Origin of the sequence: Micromonospora deserti, assembly GCF_003236335.1 — a bacterium.
Classification (GTDB): domain Bacteria; phylum Actinomycetota; class Actinomycetes; order Mycobacteriales; family Micromonosporaceae; genus Micromonospora; species Micromonospora deserti.
Window position 1 is genome coordinate 1 of the sequence record NZ_POUB01000084.1, and the last position, 21,594, is coordinate 21,594.

The 21,594-nt window shown below is 73.1% G+C and carries 25 protein-coding genes; 12 read left to right on the forward strand and 13 right to left on the reverse strand.

Annotated features, from left to right (window positions below):
* Positions 1-61 precede the first annotated feature (61 nt).
* Positions 62-1,153: a UDP-N-acetylmuramate dehydrogenase gene (locus C1I99_RS14365; RefSeq protein WP_111134722.1), complete on the reverse strand. Its 1,092-nt coding sequence runs from the start codon at positions 1,151-1,153 to the stop codon at positions 62-64.
* Between the two features lie 70 nt (positions 1,154-1,223).
* On the opposite strand from C1I99_RS14365, the gene C1I99_RS14370 reads away from it, so the two are divergent.
* From C1I99_RS14370 to C1I99_RS14395, 6 genes are all read left to right on the forward strand, one after another.
* Positions 1,224-1,985: a maleylpyruvate isomerase family mycothiol-dependent enzyme gene (locus C1I99_RS14370; RefSeq protein WP_111134723.1), complete on the forward strand. Its 762-nt coding sequence runs from the start codon at positions 1,224-1,226 to the stop codon at positions 1,983-1,985.
* Positions 1,986-2,217: 232 nt separating this feature from the next.
* Positions 2,218-3,522 carry an ABC transporter substrate-binding protein gene (locus C1I99_RS14375; protein ID WP_111134724.1) on the forward strand — a complete coding sequence of 435 codons (1,305 nt, stop codon included), beginning with the start codon at positions 2,218-2,220 and terminating at the stop codon, positions 3,520-3,522.
* Between the two features lie 129 nt (positions 3,523-3,651).
* Positions 3,652-4,644 (forward strand): carbohydrate ABC transporter permease, encoded by a 993-nt coding sequence (locus C1I99_RS14380; RefSeq protein WP_111134725.1) that lies wholly within the window; start codon positions 3,652-3,654, stop codon positions 4,642-4,644.
* Positions 4,641-5,474, forward strand: coding sequence for a carbohydrate ABC transporter permease (locus C1I99_RS14385; RefSeq protein ID WP_111134726.1), 834 nt, complete (start codon positions 4,641-4,643; stop codon positions 5,472-5,474). The genes C1I99_RS14380 and C1I99_RS14385 overlap by 4 nt, the downstream gene beginning before the upstream one ends.
* Entirely contained in the window at positions 5,471-6,850 is a 1,380-nt protein-coding gene (locus tag C1I99_RS14390) for a GH1 family beta-glucosidase (protein WP_111134727.1), read from the forward strand. Before C1I99_RS14385 ends, C1I99_RS14390 begins: the two co-directional genes overlap by 4 nt.
* 18 nt (positions 6,851-6,868) lie before the next feature.
* Positions 6,869-7,876 (forward strand): LacI family DNA-binding transcriptional regulator, encoded by a 1,008-nt coding sequence (locus C1I99_RS14395; protein ID WP_111134728.1) that lies wholly within the window; start codon positions 6,869-6,871, stop codon positions 7,874-7,876.
* Between the two features lie 87 nt (positions 7,877-7,963).
* Here the strand turns inward: C1I99_RS14395 and C1I99_RS14400 are convergent, their stop codons facing one another.
* Entirely contained in the window at positions 7,964-8,227 is a 264-nt protein-coding gene (locus C1I99_RS14400; protein WP_111134729.1) for an SRPBCC family protein, read from the reverse strand.
* Positions 8,228-8,430: 203 nt separating this feature from the next.
* On the opposite strand from C1I99_RS14400, the gene C1I99_RS14405 reads away from it, so the two are divergent.
* Positions 8,431-8,856 carry a RidA family protein gene (locus C1I99_RS14405; RefSeq protein WP_111134730.1) on the forward strand — a complete coding sequence of 142 codons (426 nt, stop codon included), beginning with the start codon at positions 8,431-8,433 and terminating at the stop codon, positions 8,854-8,856.
* A gap of 69 nt (positions 8,857-8,925) precedes the next feature.
* Here the strand turns inward: C1I99_RS14405 and C1I99_RS14410 are convergent, their stop codons facing one another.
* Positions 8,926-9,720, reverse strand: a complete 795-nt coding sequence (locus C1I99_RS14410; RefSeq protein WP_111134731.1) for an EI24 domain-containing protein — start codon at positions 9,718-9,720, stop codon at positions 8,926-8,928.
* Positions 9,721-9,761: 41 nt separating this feature from the next.
* On the opposite strand from C1I99_RS14410, the gene C1I99_RS14415 reads away from it, so the two are divergent.
* Complete coding sequence (locus tag C1I99_RS14415; RefSeq protein ID WP_111134732.1) at positions 9,762-10,751, forward strand: helix-turn-helix transcriptional regulator; 990 nt, start codon at positions 9,762-9,764, stop codon at positions 10,749-10,751.
* Here the strand turns inward: C1I99_RS14415 and C1I99_RS14420 are convergent.
* On the reverse strand, positions 10,742-11,659 hold the full coding sequence (locus C1I99_RS14420) for an SDR family oxidoreductase (protein ID WP_111134733.1): 918 nt from the start codon (positions 11,657-11,659) through the stop codon (positions 10,742-10,744). The two genes, C1I99_RS14415 and C1I99_RS14420, sit on opposite strands and share 10 nt — an antisense overlap.
* A gap of 53 nt (positions 11,660-11,712) precedes the next feature.
* Between C1I99_RS14420 and C1I99_RS14425 the strand changes: the two genes are divergently transcribed.
* On the forward strand, positions 11,713-12,534 hold the full coding sequence (locus C1I99_RS14425; protein ID WP_233512500.1) for a nucleotidyltransferase domain-containing protein: 822 nt from the start codon (positions 11,713-11,715) through the stop codon (positions 12,532-12,534).
* Complete coding sequence (locus C1I99_RS34780) at positions 12,489-12,677, forward strand: aromatic-ring hydroxylase C-terminal domain-containing protein (protein WP_325049207.1); 189 nt, start codon at positions 12,489-12,491, stop codon at positions 12,675-12,677. The genes C1I99_RS14425 and C1I99_RS34780 overlap by 46 nt, the downstream gene beginning before the upstream one ends.
* A gap of 38 nt (positions 12,678-12,715) precedes the next feature.
* Here the strand turns inward: C1I99_RS34780 and C1I99_RS14435 are convergent, their stop codons facing one another.
* The 5 genes from C1I99_RS14435 to C1I99_RS14455 all read right to left on the reverse strand — a co-directional run bounded on the left by C1I99_RS14435 (position 12,716) and on the right by C1I99_RS14455 (position 16,090).
* Positions 12,716-13,453 carry an alanyl-tRNA editing protein gene (locus C1I99_RS14435; RefSeq protein WP_111134745.1) on the reverse strand — a complete coding sequence of 246 codons (738 nt, stop codon included), beginning with the start codon at positions 13,451-13,453 and terminating at the stop codon, positions 12,716-12,718.
* Between the two features lie 10 nt (positions 13,454-13,463).
* Positions 13,464-14,351 carry an alpha/beta fold hydrolase gene (locus C1I99_RS14440; protein WP_111134734.1) on the reverse strand — a complete coding sequence of 296 codons (888 nt, stop codon included), beginning with the start codon at positions 14,349-14,351 and terminating at the stop codon, positions 13,464-13,466.
* Positions 14,348-14,662 (reverse strand): DUF2516 family protein, encoded by a 315-nt coding sequence (locus C1I99_RS14445; protein ID WP_111134735.1) that lies wholly within the window; start codon positions 14,660-14,662, stop codon positions 14,348-14,350. Before C1I99_RS14445 ends, C1I99_RS14440 begins: the two co-directional genes overlap by 4 nt.
* A gap of 70 nt (positions 14,663-14,732) precedes the next feature.
* A complete protein-coding gene (locus C1I99_RS14450) occupies positions 14,733-15,476 on the reverse strand; it encodes a hypothetical protein (RefSeq protein WP_111134736.1) in 744 nt (247 codons plus the stop codon).
* Positions 15,473-16,090, reverse strand: a complete 618-nt coding sequence (locus C1I99_RS14455) for a helix-turn-helix domain-containing protein (protein WP_111134737.1) — start codon at positions 16,088-16,090, stop codon at positions 15,473-15,475. The genes C1I99_RS14450 and C1I99_RS14455 overlap by 4 nt, the downstream gene beginning before the upstream one ends.
* 111 nt (positions 16,091-16,201) lie before the next feature.
* Here C1I99_RS14455 and C1I99_RS14460 point away from each other — a divergent pair, with 111 nt between their 5' ends.
* A complete protein-coding gene (locus C1I99_RS14460) occupies positions 16,202-16,999 on the forward strand; it encodes an alpha/beta fold hydrolase (protein WP_111134738.1) in 798 nt (265 codons plus the stop codon).
* A gap of 186 nt (positions 17,000-17,185) precedes the next feature.
* Here the strand turns inward: C1I99_RS14460 and C1I99_RS14465 are convergent, their stop codons facing one another.
* The 4 genes from C1I99_RS14465 to C1I99_RS14480 all read right to left on the reverse strand — a co-directional run bounded on the left by C1I99_RS14465 (position 17,186) and on the right by C1I99_RS14480 (position 20,732).
* On the reverse strand, positions 17,186-18,145 hold the full coding sequence (locus tag C1I99_RS14465; protein ID WP_111134739.1) for an asparaginase: 960 nt from the start codon (positions 18,143-18,145) through the stop codon (positions 17,186-17,188).
* Positions 18,146-18,239: 94 nt separating this feature from the next.
* Positions 18,240-19,082, reverse strand: coding sequence for a beta-keto acid cleavage family enzyme (locus C1I99_RS14470; protein ID WP_111134740.1), 843 nt, complete (start codon positions 19,080-19,082; stop codon positions 18,240-18,242).
* 112 nt (positions 19,083-19,194) lie between these two features.
* Complete coding sequence (gene ygfZ, locus C1I99_RS14475; RefSeq protein WP_111134741.1) at positions 19,195-20,307, reverse strand: CAF17-like 4Fe-4S cluster assembly/insertion protein YgfZ; 1,113 nt, start codon at positions 20,305-20,307, stop codon at positions 19,195-19,197.
* Positions 20,307-20,732 carry a Fur family transcriptional regulator gene (locus tag C1I99_RS14480; RefSeq protein WP_111134742.1) on the reverse strand — a complete coding sequence of 142 codons (426 nt, stop codon included), beginning with the start codon at positions 20,730-20,732 and terminating at the stop codon, positions 20,307-20,309. The genes ygfZ and C1I99_RS14480 overlap by 1 nt, the downstream gene beginning before the upstream one ends.
* 69 nt (positions 20,733-20,801) lie before the next feature.
* Between C1I99_RS14480 and C1I99_RS14485 the strand changes: the two genes are divergently transcribed.
* Positions 20,802-21,594: aminotransferase class IV (locus C1I99_RS14485; protein ID WP_111134743.1), on the forward strand; the 793-nt coding region annotated here is incomplete at its 3' end.

Sequence of the window (21,594 nt, forward strand, 5' to 3'; positions counted from 1 at the left end):
ACTGCACCATCTGACCCCCGCCCCCCGCTCCCTCGCCCGGCGAAAGAGCGGGGGGCGGGGGTCAGATGGTGCAGTTGATGAGGACGGGTTCCGGGTGGAGGGTGACGCCGAAGCGGTTGTGGACGCCGTCGCGGATCTGGCGGGCCAGGTCGACCAGGGCGGCGGTGCGGGCGGTGCCGCCCCGGTTGGTCAGCGCCAGGGTGTGCTTGCTGGAGATGGCGACGCCCTCCGGGCCCGGGTGGCCCTTGCCGAAGCCGGCCCGCTCGATCAGCCAGGCGGCGCTGACCTTGACCATGTCACCCGCCCCGGGCCAGGCCGGCGGCTCCCCGAGGTCGGCGGCGCGCTCGCGCAGCAGCTCGTACCCGGCCCGGTCCAGCACCGGATTGGTGAAGAACGAGCCGACCGAGCGGGTGTCCGGGTCGTCGGCGTCGAGCACCATGCCCTTACCAGCACGCAGCCGCAGCACGGCCTCTCGGGCGTCGGCCAGGGGCACCCGGTCCCCCACCTCGACGCCGAGCGCCCGGGCCAGTTCGGCGTACCGGACCGGGCCGGAGAGCGGTGCGCGGGTGAGCCGGAAGTCGACGGAGAGCACCACCCAGCGGTCGCTGTACTTGAAGATGCTGGACCGGTACGCGAAGCCGCAGTCGACGGCGGCGATCCGGCCGGTGGCGCCCTCGACCCGGTCGTATACCTGCACGCCGGTGATGGTCTCGGCGACTTCCTGGCCGTACGCGCCGACGTTCTGAATGGGGGTGGCGCCGGTCGAACCGGGGATGCCGGAGAGGCATTCCAGCCCGGACCAGCCGTTGGCCACCGTGCTGGCGACCAGCTCGTCCCAGGGCTCGCCGGCTTCGACGCGCACGGTGACCGTGGCGGCGTCCTCGGCGACCACCCGCAGGCCGCGCGAGCGGACCAGCACCACGGTGCCCGGGAACCCGGCGTCACCGATCACCACGTTGCTGCCCCCGGCGAGGACCAGCACCGGCTCGTCCCGCTCGCCCGCCTCCCGCACCGACCGCACGATCTCGTCGGCACTGGTGGCGGTGACCACCCGGTCCGCCGCCCCACCCAGGCGCAGTGTGGTGTATCGCGCCAATTCGCAGGCGGCGGCGGGATCGGCTCCGGTTGTCGGCTGGGCGTAGACGTCTGACACGCCTTTCACCCTAGGCTGAGGGGTAGCCGCGGCACCCACTGGTGGCCCGGTCACCCCCGGGAGGATTGCGATGAGCAGACTGCACGGCACGAAGGACTTCTGGGTCGGCGCCCTCCGCGCGGAGGGGCCGGCGTTCGCCGCCGCGGTGGCCGAGGCGCCGCCGGAGACCCCGGTGCTGTCCTGTCCCGGCTGGACGGTCACCGACCTCACCCTGCACCTCGCTGGCGTCTACCGCTGGGTGCACTCCGTCGCCGGCGCCGGCACCACCCAGGCGCCGCCGGGGCGGGCCCAACGCGCCGAGCCGGAACCGGGCGTCCCCCCGCTCCAGCTGTGGCAGCAGGCGTACGGCCAGCTCATCGCCCTGCTGGACACCCTCGATCCGGAGGTGCCGGCGTGGAACTGGGCGCCGCAGCCGAAGAAGGCCGGCTTCTGGTCGCGCCGGATGGCCCACGAGACCGCGGTGCACCGCTGGGACGCCCAGTTGGCCATCGCCGCCGGCGAGCCGATCGAGGCGAAGCTCGCCGCGGACGGGGTGAGCGAGGTACTGGACACCTGGCTGCCCGCCGGGCGCCGGCACACGGCCGGCCAGTGGCACGGGGTGGTGCGGCTCTCCGCGGTGGACGCCGCGCAGTCGTGGCTCCTGCGGCTGCGCGGCGAGGGCGTCGCGCTGCTCGACACCGACACCATCTTCGACCACGACGACCACCATGCCCGGGCGCAGGTCAGCGGCACCGCGAGCGACCTGCTGCTCGCACTGTGGGGGCGGGTCAGCTTCGACACGCTGGACGTGACCGGTGACCGCCCCCTGCTGGAAGCCCTCCGCGCCGGCTGAACCCGTACGCCGCGGGTGAAGGTCCCCCCACTTACCGGAAAAGAGTGGCCATTCCGCTGGGAATGACCACTCTTTTCGCATGAGCGGCCTCCCGGAGAGCGGGAGAGGGGACGGCGAGCAAGAGCGGGAGAGCGCTCTCTTGACAGCCGCCCGGCGAGCGGACACCCTACGTGAGAGCGCTCTCTCAGATTCATCCACCACCACCCGACGACCTGAGAGGGGTCCAAGACCAATGGGTGCCACATCCCGCCGCCGCCTCGCGGCGGTCGCCCTCGTCGCCGCCACCGCGCTGCTCGCCAGCACCGGCTGCGCGGGCGACGACGCCGCCGAGGACGGGCCGATCACGCTGACCGTCGACGTATTCGGCCAGTTCGGCTACGAGGAGCTCTACAAGGAGTACATGGCCAGCCACCCCGACGTGAAGATCGTCGAGCGGGGCACCGGCGGCAACCTCGACGAGTACTCGCCGAAGCTGACCCAGTGGCTCGCCGCCGGCAAGGGCGCCGGCGACGTGGTCGCCATCGAGGAGGGGTTGCTGGTCGAGTACAAGGCCAACCCCGGAAACTTCGTCAATCTGCTGGACCACGGCGCGGCCGAGCTGAAGGGCAACTTCCTGGACTGGAAGTGGAACGGCGGGCTCACCGCCGACGGCAAGCAGCTGATCGGCCTCGGCACCGACGTGGGCGGCATGGCGATGTGCTACCGCAAGGACCTGTTCGCCAAGGCCGGCCTGCCCACCGACCGGGACGCGGTGTCGAAGCTCTGGCCGACCTGGCAGGACTACATCACGGTCGGCGAGAAGTTCAAGGCGGCCAACACCGGCGCCGCGTTCCTCGACGCCGCCACCAACACCTTCAACACCATCGTGCTCCAGACCGCGGGCAACACCACGGGCTACCACTACTACGACACCGGCGACAACCTGGTGGTCGACAGCAACCCGGCGGTCAAGCAGGCCTGGGACACCACCATGGACATCATCGGCTCCGGCCTGTCCGGCAAGTACGGCGCCTGGTCCGAGGAGTGGGTCTCCGCCTTCAAGCAGGCGAAGTTCGCCACCATCGCCTGCCCCGCCTGGATGACCGGAGTGATCGAGGGCAACGCCGGCGCGGCCGCGAAGGGCAAGTGGGACATCGCCCAGGTACCCGGCAACGGCGGCAACTGGGGCGGCTCCTACCTGGCGGTACCCAAGCAGAGCAAGCACCAGGCCGAGGCGATCGAGCTGGCCAAGTTCCTGACCAGCGCCAAGGGGCAGATCGGCGCGTTCAAGGCCAAGGGGCCGCTGCCGTCCTCGCCGCAGGCCCTCGACGACCCGGCGATCACCGGCTCGACGAACGCGTACTTCTCCGACGCCCCGGTGGGGCAGATCTTCGCCGCCGGCGCCAAGAACCTGAAGCCGGTCTACATGGGCCCGAAGAACCAGGCCGTCCGCACCGAGGTGGAGAACGCCGTCCGGACCGTGGAATTGGGCCAGCGCACCCCTGACCAGGGCTGGACCGACGCGGTGACCAACGCGAAGAAGGCCGCCGCCAAGTAAACCCTCCCGCACCTCCCCGCCCCCGGCGCGGCCGATCCCGGGCTGGACGTCGCGTGCCCCGCGGCGGACAGCCCCGGCCGGCCGGGGGCGCGGGAGCGGTGCGTGCGGCGTGGAAAGGAGTCTCCGGCCATGAGCGTCCAACTCGACGCGCGGCCGCCGGTCCTACCGGCACCCACCACCCGGTCCCACCGGCTCAGCCGGTTCGACACCAGGTACTCGCCCTACCTCTACATCACCCCGTTCTTCCTGCTCTTCGCGGTCTTCGGGGCCTACCCGCTGGCGTACACCTTCTGGGTCTCGCTGCACGACTGGGACCTGCTCGGCACCGACCACGCCTTCGTCGGCGCGGAGAACTACACCCGGCTGCTGGCCGACGCGGACTTCTGGCACGCGGTGGTCAACACCCTCGGCATCTTCGTCATCTCCACCGTCCCCCAGCTACTCGCCGCGCTCTGGCTGGCCAACCTGCTCAACCGGCAGCTGCGGGCCCGCACGGGCTGGCGGATGGCGGTCCTGATCCCGAACGTCACCTCCACCGCCGCCGTCGCGATCGTCTTCGGGGTGCTCTTCGGCCGCGAGTTCGGGATGGTCAACTGGCTGCTCGACCTGATCGGCATCGACGCCGTCGGCTGGAAGTCGAACCGGTTCGCCTCCTGGGTGGCCATCTCGGCGATGGTCGACTGGCGGTGGACCGGCTACAACGCGCTGATCTTCCTGGCCGCCATGCAGGCGATCCCCCGCGACCTGTACGAGTCGGCGGCGATCGACGGCGCCAGCCGGGCCCGGCAGTTCTGGTCGATCACCGTGCCGCTGCTCAAGCCCACGATCATCTTCGCGGTCATCATCTCCACCATCGGCGGGCTCCAGCTCTTCACCGAGCCACGGCTGTTCCACTCCGGGACCAACCCCATCCGGGGCGGACCGCTGCGCGAGTCGCAGACGGTGACCATGTACATGTTCGAGAACGCCTTCGCCCCGCACTACAACTTCGGCTACGGCTCGGCGGTGGCGTGGCTGCTCTTCGCCCTGATCGCCATCGTGGCGGCGGTGAACGTCCTGATCATCCGGCGGCTCGGCGGGCAGACGCCCGGCGGCCGGGCCGCGAAGGGAGACCTCCGATGAGCCGGCTCTGGCGGGCCAGCCCGCTGACGTACGCCGCACTGGTCCTCGCCGCGTTCCTGTCGATCTTCCCGATCTACTGGATGTTCGTGGTCGCCAGCCGGTCCAGCGACGCGATGGGGCAGGTGCCACCACCGGTCACCCCGGGGGGCAACCTGGGGGCGAACATCGCCCGCCTCTTCGGCAACACCGACGCGTACTTCCTCACCGGACTGATCAACTCGGCGATCGTGGCGACCACGGTCACCGCGTCGGTGGTCTTCTTCTCCACCCTGGCCGGGTTCGCCTTCGCCAAACTGCGCTTCCGGGGCCGGAACGCGCTGCTGATGGTGATCATCGCGACCATGATGGTGCCGACCCAGCTCGGCGTCATCCCGCTGTACCTGTTGATGACCAAGCTGAACTGGAACGACCGGCTGCCCGCGGTGATCGTGCCCGCGCTGGTCACCGGGTTCGGGGTGTTCATGATGCGGCAGTACGCCGGCCAGGCGGTCAGCACCGAGCTGATCGAGGCGGCCCGGATGGACGGCTGCGGCACCTGGCGGGTCTACTGGAACGTGGTGCTGCCCGCGCTGCGCCCCGCCGCCGCGGTACTCGGCCTGCTCACCTTCATGACCACGTGGAACGATTTCCTCTGGCCGTACGCTGTTCTCAACGACCCGGAGAACCCGACCGTGCAGCTGTCGTTGCGGGCGCTGTCGGACGGGTACTACCAGGACATGTCGCAGGTCTTCACCGGCACGGCCATCGCGACCCTTCCGCTGCTGCTGGTCTTCGTCCTGTTCGGCCGCCAGATCATCGGCGGGATCATGGAAGGTGCGGTCAAGGCGTGAGCGATCTCCGATTTCCCGAGAACTTCCTCTGGGGCGCCGCCACCGCGGCGTACCAGATCGAGGGCGCGGCCCGCGACGACGGGCGCGGCCCGTCGATCTGGGACACCTTCAGCCGTACGCCTGGCAAGGTGTACCAGGGACACACCGGCGACATCGCCTGCGACCACTACCACCGGTACACCGAGGACGTGGCGCTGATGGCGGAGCTGGGGCTGCGGGCGTACCGCTTCTCGGTGGCCTGGCCACGGATCCAACCGGACGGCACCGGCCCGGTGAACCCGCGCGGGCTGGACTTCTACGAACGGCTGACCGACGCGCTGCTGGAGCGGGGCATCGACCCGATCATCACGCTCTACCACTGGGACCTCCCGCAGACCCTCCAGGACCGGGGCGGCTGGACCAACCGGGAGACCGCCGAGCACTTCGCCACGTACGCCACCGCGGTGCACGCCCGGCTCGGCGACCGGGTGCGGACCTGGACCACGCTCAACGAGCCGTGGTGCTCGGCCTACCTCGGGTACGGCAACGGGGTGCACGCCCCCGGCGAGCAGGACCCCGCGGCGGCCTTCACCGCCGTACACCATCTGCTGCTCGGGCACGGCCTGGCGGCCCGGGCGCTGCGGGCGGCCGGCGCGGAGACGGTCGGGATCACCCTCAACCCGGCCGACGTGCGCCCCGCCGACCCGGACAGCGCTGTGGACGCCGCCGCTGTCCGCCTGGTCGACGGCCTGCACAACCGGATCTTCCTCGATCCGCTGCTGCGGGCGGCCTACCCGGACGACGTGCTGGAGCACATGGCCCGGATGGTCGAGCCGACGTTCGTCCGGGACGGGGACGAGAAGCTGATCGCCGCCCCGATCGACCTGCTCGGGGTCAACTACTACCAGCCCACCTACGTCGCCGGCCGGCCGGACGGCGCCGGGGGCGGAGGCGCGTACCCGGGCACCGACGGGGCGGTCGAGTTCCTGCCGCCGGTCGGCCCGCTCACCGACATGGGTTGGATGATCGAGCCGGCCGGGCTGACCCGGCTGCTGGAGCGCATCGCCACCGACTACCCCGGAGTGCCGCTGCTGATCACCGAGAACGGCGCGGCGTTTCCGGACAAGGCCGGGGCGGACGGGCCGCGCCGCGAACCGGTGCTCGACACCGACCGGATCGCCTACCTCGACGGTCACCTGCGCGCCGCGCACGAGGCCATCGCCCGGGGCGTCGACCTGCGCGGCTATCTCGTATGGTCATTGCTGGACAACTTCGAGTGGGCGGAGGGCTACCGCAGGCGGTTCGGGATCGTCCACGTCGACTACCTGACCCAGCGGCGCACACCGAAGGCCAGTGCCCGGTGGTACCAGGAGGTGATCTCCCGGAACGGGCTGTGACGAGCGGGGGAGGCGACGATGACGACGGCGCAACGACCGACGCTCGAAGCGGTGGCCCGGCGGGCCGGGGTGTCCCGGGCAACCGTCTCGCGGGTGGTCAACGGCTCCACCACGGTGGCCGAGCCGATCCGGGAGGCGGTCCGCCGGGCGGTCGCCGAGCTGGGGTACGTGCCGAACCTGGCCGCCCGCAGCCTGGTCACCCAGCGCACCGATTCAATCGCCCTGGTCATGCCCGAGGCGGCCACCCGGGTCTTCTCCGACGACCAGGTCTTCCCCGGGATCATCCGGGGGGTCAGCCAGGAGCTGGAGGCGGCCGACAAGCAGCTGGTGCTGATGCTGGCGGGCTCACCGGCCGGGCACGACCGGGTGGAGCGGTACACCACGGGCCGGCACGTCGACGGGGTGCTCTTCGCCTCGTTGCACGGGGCCGACCCACTGCCCGGCCGGCTCGCCCGGCTCGGCATCCCGGTGGTGTGCAGCGGGCGGCCGCTCGGCGACTCGCCGGTGCCGTACGTCGACGTCGACCACGTCGGCGGGGTGACCGCGGCGGTGCGGCACCTCGTCGACAGCGGGCGGCGGCGGATCGCCACCATCGCCGGGCCGCAGGACATGGTCGCCGGGATCGAACGGCTGACCGGCTACCGGGAGACGGTGGCCGCCGCCGGGCTGGCGGAGCGGGTGGCGGCCGGGGACTTCACCCGGGAGTCCGGGGCGGCGGCGATGCGGCGCCTGCTCGCCGAGCACCCCGACCTGGACGCGGTCTTCGCCGCGTCCGACCTGATGGCACACGCCGCGCTGCGGGCCCTGCGGGAAGCCGGACGGCGGGTGCCGGAGGACGTGGCGGTGGTCGGCTTCGACGACATCGAGACCGCCGCCTACACCGAGCCGCCGCTCACCACGGTCCGCCAGCCGATCCAGGAGATCGGCCGGGAGATGACCCGCCAGCTGCTCCGCCTGGCGGCCGGTGAGCCGGTCGAGCCGGCGGTCATCCTCCCCACCGAGCTGATCGTGCGCGAGTCGGCCTGACCCGTTCGCCACCCGAGGTACGGGATGTCGCGGCATCAAAGGGCCATCGCGACATCCCGTATCGGGTGGATCAAGACGCCCGGACGGTCACCGCGACTTCTCGACCCGCTCCTTGAGCGCCACGTTGAGGCGGTCGAAGTCGCCCCGGGTGGCATCGACCATTCGACCGAAGGGCTTCACCAGCAGGCCGGTGAACCGCATCCGCAGGGTCAGGGTCTCCCCGACCCGGGCGTCACCCGCCGCCTCCCGGATGAACGGGTTCCACTCCGAGTAGCTCGGAAAGTCGGCGAGCACGGCCCACACCTCGGCGGGGGCCGCGTCGATCTCGATCTCGGTGGAGATCTCCCGCATGACGTCACCTTTCGTTGTCCGATCATCGCCGGGGACGGCCGGCGCTCGGAGGGTTGGTGGCGGCATCTTGGCCGATCTTGCGCCCCGAACCTATGCAGTGCGGTACTTCCCCGTCAGCCCCTTCCGGTCGGTGAAAGATCATCCATCGGGCCGGCAGTGATAACCGGTCGAGCGCCTCGGATGCGTGGCGGTACCGTCGCGGGGTGACCCGCTCCCCCCGACTTGTCCGCGCGCCCGCCCTCTCCGACGTCGCCGAGTACGCGTACGCGGCCACGGTCGAGGCGCCGGCCCGGCTGGTCTTCACCGCCGGCGCCTGTCCGCTGGACGCCGAGGGCCGGACGGTGGCGCCGGGCGACCACGCCGCCCAGGCGCGACAGGTGATGGCCAACCTGGAGACCGCGCTGGCGGCGGCCGGCGCCCGGCTCACCGACGTGGTCAAGACCACCGTCTACGTGGCCTCCTCCCGGCAGGCCGACCTGGTCACCGTCTGGGAGGTGGTCCGCGACCACTTCGGCGACCACGACCCGCCCAGCACCCTGCTCGGGGTGGCCGTGCTCGGCTACGCCGACCAGCTGGTCGAGGTCGAGGCGGTCGCCTCCGTCCACGCCCCCGCCGCCGAGCGGGGATGAGTTCGCGGCGTCGATGACGAGGTCCACTCCTGGCCGGTGATGTCCCCCTCGACCAGGATGGATCGGCTGTCAGCGCTCCTCGATCGACTGGCCGAGGGACCGGCGGGCCAGCAGCGTGGCGCCGGCCACCGCCGCCGGCATGACCAGTATCGCGCCCAACGGGATCAGGAAGCAGACGAAGACGGCGACGCCGAAGCCGAGCGCGGTCGGCCGGTCCGCCCTCAGGATCGACCGGCGGTCCGGCAGCCGCATCCCCCGGCGGTAGAACGGCGCGCCGACCAACTCCAGCGCGAGCAGCCAGCCACCCACCGCCGCACCGATCACCGGCACCACGGTCTGGCCCACCACCGGGATGAAACCGGTAGCGAACAGTGGGACGCCGACCAGCACCGACAGGGCGACCAGCCGCACCGAGTCGGCGAGGCTGCGGCGCAGCGACGCCCAGAACGGCACGTCGACCGCACCGGGGGTGCCGCCGAAGCGCTCCTCCACCCGTTCGGAGATCTTCTCGTAGAACGGGTCGCCGATGACCAGGGTGACCGCGGTGAAGCTGACCACCGCGAGCAGGCCGCCCAGGCCGAGGAAGGCGAGCCCGGCGACCACCCGCGTCAGGTTCCGCCAGGTCGCCGACCAGTCGTCGGCGAACGGCGTGACCAGGGCGGCCAGGTCGTCGACGAACCACGCCAGGGCGGCGAACGCGGCCACGAAGAGCGCACCGGAGATCAGCGCCGGCACGATGCCGAGCAGCATCAGCCCGGGGCTGCGGAGGTAGAGGCCGAGGCCGCGCAGGAGCAGCCCGACGCCGGTGAGGAACCGGCCGGCGGCACCGGTCACGGGCGGCGCGGTGGTGCGGGGTGCGTTCACGAGCGCAGAGCCTAGTGGCGCGGGCCGGGCAGGATGGACGGGTGCGCGCGTCCCGGCTGATCTCGTTGGTGCTGCTGCTGCAGGCACGGGAGACCATGACGGCGGCGGAGCTGGCCCGGGAGCTGGAGGTCTCCGAACGGACCGTGTACCGGGACGTGCTGGCGCTCTCGGCCGCCGGGGTGCCGGTCTATGCCGACCGGGGTCGCGCCGGTGGCTACCGGCTGCTCGGCGGCTACCGCACCCGGCTGACCGGGCTGACCCGGGACGAGGCCGAGGCGCTGTTCCTCGCCGGGCTGCCCGGGCCGGCCGGCGACATGGGGCTGGCCGACGCGGTGGCGTCCGCCGAGCTGAAGATCCTGGCCGCGCTGCCGCCGAACCTGCGTGACGCGCCTGCCCGCACCGGGCAGCGGTTCCACCTGGACGTCCCGGGCTGGTTCCGGGCGGCCGGACCGCCGCCATGGCTTGGGGAGCTGGCCGGCGCGGCCTGGCGGGACCGGGTGGTGCGGCTGCGCTACCGGCGCGGCGACCACGAGGTCACCCGGGAGCTGCACCCGTACGGCCTGGTGCTCAAGAGCGGCATCTGGTATCTGGTGGCCCGGGTCGGCGACGGGCACCGCACGTACCGGGTGGACCGGGTGACCGGCGTGGAGACGACCGACCGAATCTTCGACCGGGACGAGGGCTTCGACCTGGCCGGCTACTGGCGGGAGCAGGCGGAGGCGTTCCTGCGCAGCATGCTCCGGGCCGAGGTGACGCTCCGGCTGAGCCCCGCCGGCCTGCGGCGGCTCCGCGACCTCGCCGATGCCCCCTTCGTGTACGACGAGGCGCTCGCCGCCGCCGACCGGCCCGACGGGCAGGGGTGGGTGGTGACCCGGCTGCCCGTCGAGTCCGTCGAGGTGGCGTACACCCAGTTGCTGGGGCTCGGGCCGGAGGTGGAGGTGCTCGGCCCGCCCGAGCTGCGGGCGCTGCTGGCCCGGGCCGCGGCGCGCTCCGCCGAACTCTACGCCGCCAGCGACCCGGGTCAGCGGTAGCCGGTGACGTCGGCCTGTTTCCCGGGATCCTGGACCTCGACGAGGTAACGCCAGGCGTCCGGCCGGCTGCCGTCGAGGTCGGTGAAGCCGTACACCCGGGCCAGTTCGCCGCTGGAGACCGATCGTCCGTGCCAGCGGCCCCGGTCGGGATCGGCGGCCAGGGCGGCCACCGCGCGCCCGACGAAGGCCGGCGACTCGGAGATGGCGAAGTGCGGCTGCTTCTCCAGCGCGTCCCGCCAGTTCTCCTCGGTCACCCCGAAGTTCTCCAACATGGATTCCGACCGCAGCCAACCGGGGGTCAGCGCGACGGCCGTGCAGCCGTGCGGCGTCAGCTCGTGGGCCTGGCTGAAGGCGAGCCGGTTGACCGCGACCTTGGCCAGGTCGTAGAAGACCGAGAGCCGGTAGTTCTCGTCGTTGTACGCCTTCGTCCCGTCCCCGATCTCGACCACCAGCCCGCCGGGCCGGCGGATCAGCAGCGGCAGGGCGAAGTGGCTGGTGATGATGTGCGTGTCGATCGCCAGCCGCAGCGTCCGGAAGCCGGCGTCCAGTGGCTGCTCCCAGACCGGCTTCTCCCAGGTGACCAGCGGGTCGCCACCCCAGATGTCGTTGACCAGCACGTCGAGCCGGCCCTGTTCCGCGTCGATCCGCTCGACCAGCGCACGGACCTCGTCGGGGACGAGGTGGTCGACCCGGACCGCGATGCCGGTGCCGCCGGCCCCGGTGATCAGTTCGGCGGTCTCCTCGATGGTTTCCGGCCGGTCCATCTCGGAGCGGCCGGCCCGGCTGCTGCGCCCGGTGGCGTAGACGGTGGCCCCGGCGGCACCGAGCTGGACCGCGATCTGCCGGCCGGCGCCCCGGGTCGCCCCGGCGACCAGCGCGATCTTTCCTGTCAGCGGTTTCGTCGTCATCCCGCGGACCCTGCCAGGAATACCTGACAGTCGAAGTCCGGTTTTGTGAACGCGTGTCATCCGTCATGCTCGCCGGCATGCACCTGCTGCTCTCCGGCATCGTCGGCTCGGTCGCGTACGGGCTGTCCGGGCCGGGCTCGGACATCGACCGGATCGGCGTCTTCGCCGCGCCCACGGCCGCCTTCCACGGCCTGCACCCGCCGCGCGAGTCGGTGGTGACCACCAATCCGGACACGACCCGGCACGAGGCCGCGAAGTACCTCCGGTTGGCGTTGGGCGGCAACCCGACGGCGACCGAGCTGATGTGGCTGCCGGACGACTGCTACGAGACCCGCACCGAGTTCGGCGAGCGGCTGATCGGCATCCGCTCGGCGTTGCTCAGCGCACCCCGCGTCCGCGACGCCTATCTCGGGTACGCCGGGCAGCAGTTCCGGAAGCTGGAATCTCGCGGAAACGGGACGTTCTCCGCCGACACCCGGCGCCGGACGGCGAAGCACGCCCGGCACCTGGCCCGGCTGGTGCACCAGGGGCGGCTGCTCTACGCCACCGGTGTACTGGAGATCCGGCTGGCCCACCCGGAGTGGTTCCGGGCGTTCGGCGAGCGGGTGGCCGGCGGCGAACTGGACGAGGCCCGAACCCTGTTGGCGGAGGCGGAACAGGACTTCGACCGCACCCGCAGCCCGCTGCCCGACCGGCCGGACGAGGCGACCGCGGAGCGCTGGCTGCTCGACGTCCGGGCCGCCCACCTGCCGCCGGCGCTGAGCCGCGAGAGCCAGCGCCGAGGCGCTCGGGGCGCGAGGCCGCCCGAGACTGGCAGCATCTCGTCGACATCCACACCGCCGAAACCGATCACCGACCAGCCGACGCCCTCCTGATCCGCCCGGACGCCCACATCGCCTGGGCCGCAGCCATCGACGACCCCACCGACACCGCCGCGCCCACGCTGCGAGAAGCACTCTCCTGCTGGTTCGGCACGCCGGTGAAAACGAGAGTGTCCATCATCGATCGGCCCTTCTGATCGGCGACCGACATCGCCACGAGCGGAGTCGGCTCCGGTCAGTCCACCAGGCGGACGCGGACCCGGCGGTTGGCGCGGCCCTTGCTCTCCACCTTGACCACCTGCACCTTGCCGATCTGCGCGGTCGAGGCGACGTGCGTGCCACCGTCGGCCTGCACGTCCAGCCCGACGATGTCGACGATCCGCACCTCCTGCTCCTCCGGCGGGATCAGGTTGGACTGGGTGCGGATGATGTCCGGCAGGGAGAGCGCCTCGGCGCGGGGCAGCACCCGGACGGCGACCGCCCGGTCGGCAGTCACCTCAGCGTTGACCAGTTCCTCGATCCGGCTCTTGAAGTCGGCCGGCACCTCGGGCAGGTTGAAGTCCATCCGCGCCTCGCCCGGTTCCATGTTGCCGCCGGTGACCAACGCGCCGAAGTCGCGGAACACCACTCCACAGAGCACGTGCAGCCCCGAGTGGGTACGCATCAGCTTCGTACGCCGCTCGTCCTCGACCGCGCCGGTAACCGCCGTGCCGGCCGGCGGCAGCGGGTCACCCTCGGCGGGGATCAGCCACAGGTCGTCGCCCTTGCGGGTGCCCACGATCCGCGTCTGCACCCCCTGCCAGAGCAGGACACCGTGGTCCGGCGGCTGCCCGCCGCCGCCCGGGTAGAAGGCCGACCGGTCCAGCACGATGCCCTGCTCCGGATCGGCGTGCAGCACCGTGCACCCCCACTCGCGCAGGGTCGGGTCGGCGAGGTCGAGCCGGTGCGTACGGCCGTGGTGTGTGACGCCCATGACGGGCACGTTACTCGTTGAGGAAGGCGGAGATCCGCTCACGCAGGTCGGCGCGTTCCGTCCAGAGGACACCCGGCCGGTCGTACACGTGCAGGGTAGCCCGGGGCAGCGCCGTGGCGAGCTGCTCGGCGACCTCGACCGGGTGCAGGTCGTCACCGGCGCAGCCGATCACCAGGGCGGGCGCGGTGACCGCGGCCAGCGCCCCGGCGTCCCGCAGCGGGGCCTGCTCGGGCAGGTTCGCCAGCCCCGGCGCGAGGCCGTCGCGGAGCAGCTGGTCGAGGCGCTGCCGCAGGTACGCCCACCCGGCCGGGGTGTTGCGCACCGCAGCCGGCAGTTCGAGCGAGACGACCTCGGCGACCGCCGAGGCGTCCCCGCCCTCCACCGCGTCGAGCAGCGCGGTCAACCGGCCCCGGGCCACCTCGCCGCGCGGCCGGTCGAGCACCGCGGGCAGGAAGAAGACCAGCCGCTCGAAGCGCTCCGGGCTCTCGACGAGCAGCCGGCAGAGCGCCCCGGCGCCGAGACTCGCGCCGAAGGCCCGGGTGGCACCACCGAGGTCGGCGATCGCCCGCAGGTCGCGCGCCAGGTCCAGGTAGCTCCACGGGCCGGGCGGCGCATCGGAGCGGCCGTGCCCGCGGAACTGGAAGAAGAGCCGACGCCCGGTCACCCCGCTGCCGAACGGTCGGGTGGTCGCGATCCCGTTGCCCAGCCCGTGCGCGAACACGGTGACCGGGTCACCGGCGCCGGTGACCAGCCGTTCCAGGTGCACGCCGTGCGGCGTGGCGACCAGCTCGGTCTCCGGCTCGGGCAGGGCGGGCCGGCCGGTGCGCGGCGCACCCGGACCGGGGCCCCAGGTGCGGGGCCCACCGTCCGGCGGCGGAGGCCAGCGGAAGCCTCTCACCAGAACCCTTTGCCGTCGCTCAGGTCACGCAGGCCGACGCGGACGTCGAGCAGGTAGATGAGGCCGGCCGCGATGCCGATCAGCCCGAAGAGGCTGATCGGGCCGAACCCAAGCAGGGTGAGCACGAGGCAGACGGCCAGGATGGCGATCCACCCGCCCTTGGGCAGGGTGCCGATGGCGGGAAAGGCGTCGGATCGCTGGGTGATGGCGTGCACCAGCGCGACCCCCTGGATGATCAGCGCGAAGACGAGCAGGATCAGCTCGATCACGTAGCGGACTTCGAAGGCGAAGATCGGCGCGGCGTTGGCCATGACGGCAAGCTTATGCCGGCGACCCCGGATCCGTCCGAGAGGACGGGTCCGGGGTCGCCGGTGGAGCTGGTTACTCGGCGGCCGGCCGGGGCCGCTTGGCGGCCCGGGGCAGCTTCGCCGACGGGGTGGCGGCGGCCTTGCCGCGGGTCGCCTTCCTGGCGGCCGGCTTGGCCTCCACCACCTCGGCCACCTCGGCCGGGGTCGGCACCTCGCCGGTTGCCTGGACCGGCTCGGCGGTGGTCGTCCCGGCGAACTTCGCGCTGGCGGCGGCCGGCTCGCTCCCGGTGGCCTCGATGTCGGCGTTCACGGTCTCGGCGGCCTCCAGCACACCGGCACCGACCACCCGCTCACCTCGGGCGACCAGCGCACCGTACGCGGCCAGGGCCCGCTCCTGCGCGGCCTGAGCACCGGCGACGACGACGGCGGCGTTGCGGGTCGCCAGGGCGCGTAGCTTGTCCAGATCGGCCGCCTCGCGGAGCCGGTCCAGGTCGGCCGCCGCCCGGAGCTTGTTCAGATCGCCCACCTCGCGGAGGCGGTCCAGATCGGCCACCTCGCGGAGCCGGTTCAGGTCGGCCGGGACAGCCTTCTCCCGCAGCTGGCCGGCGGTCAGGTTCGCCGCGCGCAGCGTGTCGTTGGCCTTCTGGCGCAGCTCGACGCCGGTGACGACGGCCTTGCCGCCCAGGTCGGCGACGACCTTGGTGCCGAGATCGCCGACCACGGCGGGGAGCTTGCGCAGCTGCTGGTAGGCCAAATCACCGGCGCCGGCGGCGGCGTAGATCGGGGCGGGGATGCGATTGGTCTTCGGCTGGGTCATGACTTCTCCTCCTCGGCCGCCTCGGCGGCCGTCGGGGCCGCCTCGCGGGCGGCCTTCTTCGCGGGGGTCGGTGCGGGGGCGGGGCCGGCCTCGGTGACGGCGACCGACTCGAGGACCGCCTCGGTCGGCGTGCCCTCCGGTGTGGTGGGCCCGGTGGCGGCGGCGTTGGCCAGGTCGGAGGCCGCCTCGACGGGCTCCGGCGCACCCTCGGCCGCGGTGGCAGCCGGCGCGCCGGTGGTGGTCGGTGTCGCACCGCCGGTCGCCTCGGCGAGCCGCGCGTTCTCCCGGCGGAACGTCTCGTAGATCTGGCTGAGCGACTGCTTCTGCGCCATGGTGAGGTCGGGGTCGATGGCGATGGCCGCGAGCACGCCCTGGCCCTCCTTGTCGTCGAGTAGCCCGGCGCGCAGGTACATCGCGGGCGTAGAGACCCGCAGTGCGCTGGCCAGTTGCTGGAGCACCTCCGCGCTCGGCTTGCGCAGGCCGCGCTCGATCTGACTCAGGTACGGGTTGCTGACCCCCGCCTGCTCGGCGAGCTGCCGGAGCGAGATCTTCGCGTTACGGCGTAGATCACGAATGAAGCCGCCGATGTCGGGAAGGTCCTTGCCAGTGGCCATACCTCGACGCTAGCCGGCACTGCTAGCTACTGCAAGCAAAGCGCTAACCAGAGTTAGCAACGTCTCATCGGGCGGTTGCGCACCGCTCGTCCCGGTGCGTACGGTCTGCCGATGGCCAAGATCGAGGTGAACGGCGCCCTGCTCGCGTACGACGACGCGGGCAGCGGGTCGCCCGTGGTCCTGCTGCACGCCGGCATCGCCGACCGCCGGATGTGGCGGGAGCAGGTCGGCGTCCTGGCGGCGCGGCACCGGGTGATCGCCGTGGACCTGCGCGGCTATGGCGACTCGGAGCTGCCACCCACCCCGTTCGCGCACCACGACGACGTGGTCGGGCTGCTGGACGCGCTCGGCCTCCCCCGGGCCGCCCTGGCCGGCTGCTCGTTCGGCGGCGCGGTGGCGATCGACACCGCGCTGGCGCACCCGGAACGGGTCACCGCGCTGGCCCTGTTCGGCACCGCCGTCTCCGGCAACGAATGGTCGGAGGAGGCGAACCAGCTCTGGAACACCCTGGTGGGCGAGGTGGACCCGGAGGACTTCGCAGCGAGCGCCGCCGCCGAGGTGCGGTACTGGGTGGTCGGGCCGGGACGCCGCCCGGAGGATGCCGATCCGGAGCTGATCGCCTTCGCCCGCGCGATGGACCAGCGGGCGCTCGCGGCCGAGCTGGCGCTCAGTGCGGTGGACGTCGCCGAACTCGACCCGCCGGCCGTCGGCCGCCTCGGCGAGCTGCGGCTGCCCGTCCTGGTCACCGCCGGCGCGGCGGACGTACCCGACATCGGTCGGCTCGCCGACCGGATCGCCGCCGAGGTGCCCGGTGCGGTACGGCTGCCCGACGTGCCGGACGCCGGCCACCTGCTCCCCCTGGAGCGTCCCGTGCCCGTCAACGCCGCCCTGCTCGACTTCCTCCTCTGACCGGCCGGTCGCCGCGCGGGCCGCGCGATCGCGGCGAAGTACGCCCCACCGGGGCGGGTTCGCGGGTTCGCGGGCCAGGTCGGCGCCGAGCTCGGCCCCGTCGGCTGCGCCGGCCAGATATCCGGTCTCCGCGCGCGGCGAGCCCGGCCCGGCGGCGTGGGCGTGGGCGTGGGCGTGGTGCGACGGTTACCAGAGTGGACGGACCGCGCCGACCGGGACGCCCCCACCGAAGAGCGGCACCTCGGCGAACTCGTCGAGCACCGGCGCGTCGACCCCGAGCCGCCGCAGCGCCGAGACCAGCACCGGCATCCGGGCCCGGGCCGCCCCGTCGTCGATCTTGATCGCCACCGCCCCGACACCGGGCACCGCGGCGGCGATCACCCCCTCGGCCCCCACCTTGGCCAGCAGGCCCGGCACCCCCCGCATCAACCGGGTGTCGTCGGCCTGCGTACCACCGACGAATTCCGGGTGGGCGCGCATCGCGTCGGCCACGGCACGCGGCACCGAGCCGGGCTCGGCCGAGACGAGCCGGAGATACGCCCGGGCCAGGCCGGTCAGCGAGACCGCGAGCACCGGGGCGCCGCAACCGTCCACCCCGACCGCCGCCACCCGCTCGCCGGTGAGCTCCTCGACCGTGGCACGCAGCCGCTGCTGCACCGGGTGCTCCGGACGCCAGTAGCCGTCCACCGGCCAGCCGGCGGCCCGGCAGGTCAGCAGCATCCCGCTGTGCTTGCCCGAGCAGTTCATCTGGATTCGGCTGGGACCGCCACCGGCGCGCAGCACGGCCGCCCGGGCGGCCTCGCCGACGGGTAGTTCGGGCGGGCAGTGCAGCGCCGACTCGTCCAGCCCGGCACCGGCCAGCAGGGCGCCGACCCGGGCCAGGTGGAACTCCTCCCCGGCGTGGCTGGCCGAGACCAGCGCCAGGTCGGCCGGGTCGGTCAGCGGCAGCCCGGCGCGGATCATCCCGACCGCCTGCATCGGCTTGTTCGACGAGCGGGGGAAGACCGCCCCGGCCACGTCCCCGACGCCGGTCAGCGGCGCGCCGGTCGCGTCGAGCACCACCACCGACCCGCGGTGCACGCCCTCGACGAACTCCGACCGGACCACCTCGGCGAGCGGGACCCCACCCTCATACGTCTTTCCCACGCGGTGGACGGTACCGAGGACCGCGTCCCGCCCGGCAGCCGGGTGACCAGCAGGTCCCGGCCAGCAGGACAGGAGCGACCGCCGGGACGGCGCCTTACCGTACGACGGCCGGCACGCCGAGCAGCTCCCGCGCCCCGGCGGTGGTCAGCGGCGGGCGCTGGGCGAGCTGGGCGAAGCCGACCGCCCGGGCGACGAGCTGCATGTTGGACTCCACCGGGCGGCCCTTGGCGTACGTCACGGTGTCCTCCATGCCCACCCGCAGGTGTCCACCGGCGGAGAGCGACGCCAGCATGACCGGGATGGTGCTGCGGCCGATGCCGGTCGCCGAGAAGGTCGTGCCCTCCGGCAGGTCCCGCAGGGCCTGGTGGGCGGCGACCAGCGCCTGGACGCTGCCCGGCATGCCGCCCGGTACGCCCATCACGAAGTCGACGTGCACGTGCCCGCCGGTCGGCAGGCCGTACTTGCCGAGCAGCCGCTGGAGCGAGGTCAGCTGGCCCAGGTCGAAGATCTCGTACTCCGGCACGATGCCGCGCTCCTGCATCCGGGTGTGCAGGTCGACGATGAACCCCCACCGGTTGAGGAAGACGTCGTCACCGAAGTTGACCGTGCCCATGGTGCAGGAGGCCATGTCGGGACCGGCGTCGAGCACGGCGAGCCGGTCGGCCTCCGGGTCGGTCACCGCGCCACCGGAGGAGAGCTGCACGATCAGGTCGGTGCTCTCCCGCAGCGCGGCGACCGTCTCCCGCAGCCGGCCCTGGTCGAGGGTGGGCTTCGCCTCGTCGTCGCGGATGTGGACGTGGATCACGGCGGCGCCGAGCGCCTCGCACTCCTTGGCGGTCAGCAGCAGCTCGTCGAGGGTCACCGGCAGCGCCGGGACCTCCGCCTTGGCCGACTCCGCGCCGGTGGGGGCAACCGTGATCAACGTCCCTGTCGTCATGCCGGCGATCCTAGACGCCCCGATCGGACCAGGTCGACGGCCGCGCCGACCACCGCGCGGAGCAACGCGCCGACCGCCGCCGATCGCTGCGGCCGGCGCGGCCGGCAGGCTGTCAGGCCGGGTCGATGGCGGCGGCGGTCTCCCCGACCAGAAGCCGGGCGTCGTCGGGCACGCTGCGCTTGAGCACGGCGAGCGCGACCTGGCCGAGCTCGTGGTGATGCACGGCGGTGCCGACGAAGCCGACCGTACGGCCGTCCAGGGTGACCGGCGTCCCGGCGGTCGGCGGCTGGTCGGTGGTCACCCCGTCCAGGTGCAGCAGGACGAGCCGGCGGGGCGGCCGGCCCATGTTGTGCACCCGGGCCACCGTCTCCTGCCCCCGGTAGCAGCCCTTGTCCAAATGCACGGCCGGGGCGATCAGGTCCACCTCGGCCGGGATCGTCCGATGGTCGGTGTCCACCCCCACCCGGGCCCGCCGGGCGGCCACCCGCACCGCCTCGTACGCCCAGAGGCCCACGGCCGGCACGCCGGCGCCGCGCAGCTCCGCGACCACCTGATCCATCGCGTCCCGGGGCACCAGCAGGTCCACGCCGAGCGGGCCGCGCCGGGCCCACCCGCCCACCGGCAGCGGCTTGACGTCGTACAGCGCGGTCGGCCGGGGTGGCACCTCGCCGGTGCGGAACTTCGGACCCGGCACCGCGACCACCTCGGGCGCGGCGAGGCCGGTCACGCCGAGCGTGCCCAGCACCCCGGGGGCCTCCGGCCCGACCAGGGAGAGCAACGCGTGATCCGGGGTGACGTCGCGCGGCTCGACCTTGCTGAAGAACCGCATCTTCTCCAGGTACGACAGCAGCCCGCCGGTGGCGCCCGGCTCGGTGTCGAGCCAGGTGGTGACGCCGTCCTCGGCCACCATGGCGTGCTGCTCGACGTGCCCGTGCGGGGAGAGCACCAGCAGCTCGGTGCCCTGGCCGGCGCCCAGCTGCGCCAGGTGCTGGGTGGTGAGGGTGTGCAGCCAGGCAGCCCGCTCCTCGCCCGGCACCGCGACGACCCCCCGGTGCGAGCGGTCGACCAGGCCGACCGCGGTGTCCAGGATGCGCTGCTCGCGCATCGGGTCGCCGTAGTGGGCGGCCACCCCGCGCACGCCGGCCGCCGCGTGCTGCGGCTCGGGCTGGTCCCGGCTGGCCTCGTCGATGCTCTCCACGGCCACCGCACCCGCGATGTCGATCATTACCGGTCCCCGTTCTCGCAGCGACCGCAGACGCCGAAGAGGGAGACGTGGCCGATGTCCACCCGGAACCCGCGCTGCCGGGCCAGCTGGTCGGCCAGCGGGCGCAGCAGCTCGGGGTCCATCTCGTCGACCGCGCCGCACTCCCGGCAGACCAGGTGCACGTGCTGGTCCTCCCCGGCCGCGTGGTAGGTCGGCGAGCCGTGCGAGAGGTGGGTGTGGGTGACCAGGCCGAGCCGCTCCAGCAACTCCAGCGTGCGGTAGATGGTGGTGATGTTGACCCCCGCGGCCACTTCCCGGACCGCCGTGTGCACCTGCTCCGGGGTGGCGTGCCCCAGGTCCAGCACCGCCTGGAGGACCAGCTGCCGCTGCGCCGTCAGCCGCAGCCCACGGGCGCGGAGCATTTCCGCGAGGGAGGATTCGGACACCGTCCGATCATAGTTCGGCCTGGCGCACCCGGCCCCCGCCCGGCGGGTCCGGCGCTACGCTCGGCGGTCATGGTGGCGTCGAGGATCGCCGTGCCGGGGCGCGGGGTGCTGCCGGCCGAGGAGCCGGTGCTGCGCGGCGACGACCGGGGTGTGCTGCACGGCGACGGGCTCTTCGAGACGATGCACCTGCGCGGCGGGCGGCCGTGGCTGCGCGCGGCGCACCTGGCCCGGCTGCGGGCCGGCGCCGGCGCCGTGGAGCTGACGCTGCCGCCGGACGACACCCTGGTGGAGCTGCTGGAGGCCATCTGCGCCGGCTGGCCGGCGGAGGTGGAGGGGGCGCTGCGTCTGATCTGCACCCGCGGCCCGGAGGGCGGCGGGCCACCGACGGTCTACGCCACGCTGGGCGAGGTACCGGTGGCGGCCCGGGCCGCCCGCCGGGACGGGGTCACGGTGGCCACCCTCCCGCTCGGCGTCACGGCGCGCGGCCGCGCCGACCTCGGCTGGCTGCCCGCCGGCGTGAAGTCCATCTCGTACGCGGTGAGCACCGCCGCCCGCCGCTGGGCGGCGCGCACCGGGGTGGACGACGTGCTCTGGGTCTCGTCGGACGGGTACGCGCTGGAGGGGCCGACCGCCAACGTGGTGTGGCTGACCGGTGACACCCTCTGCACCGTGCCCGCCGCGACGACCGGCATCCTGCCCGGCGTCACTGCCGCCTGGCTCCTCGCCCACGCCCACCAACTGGGCCTGCGGGCGCACGAACGCCTGGTCACCCCGGCCGAGCTGGCCGAGGCCGACGGCGTCTGGCTCACCTCGTCCGTCCGCGGCCTCGTCGAGATCCGCACCCTGGACGCCGTCCCCCGCC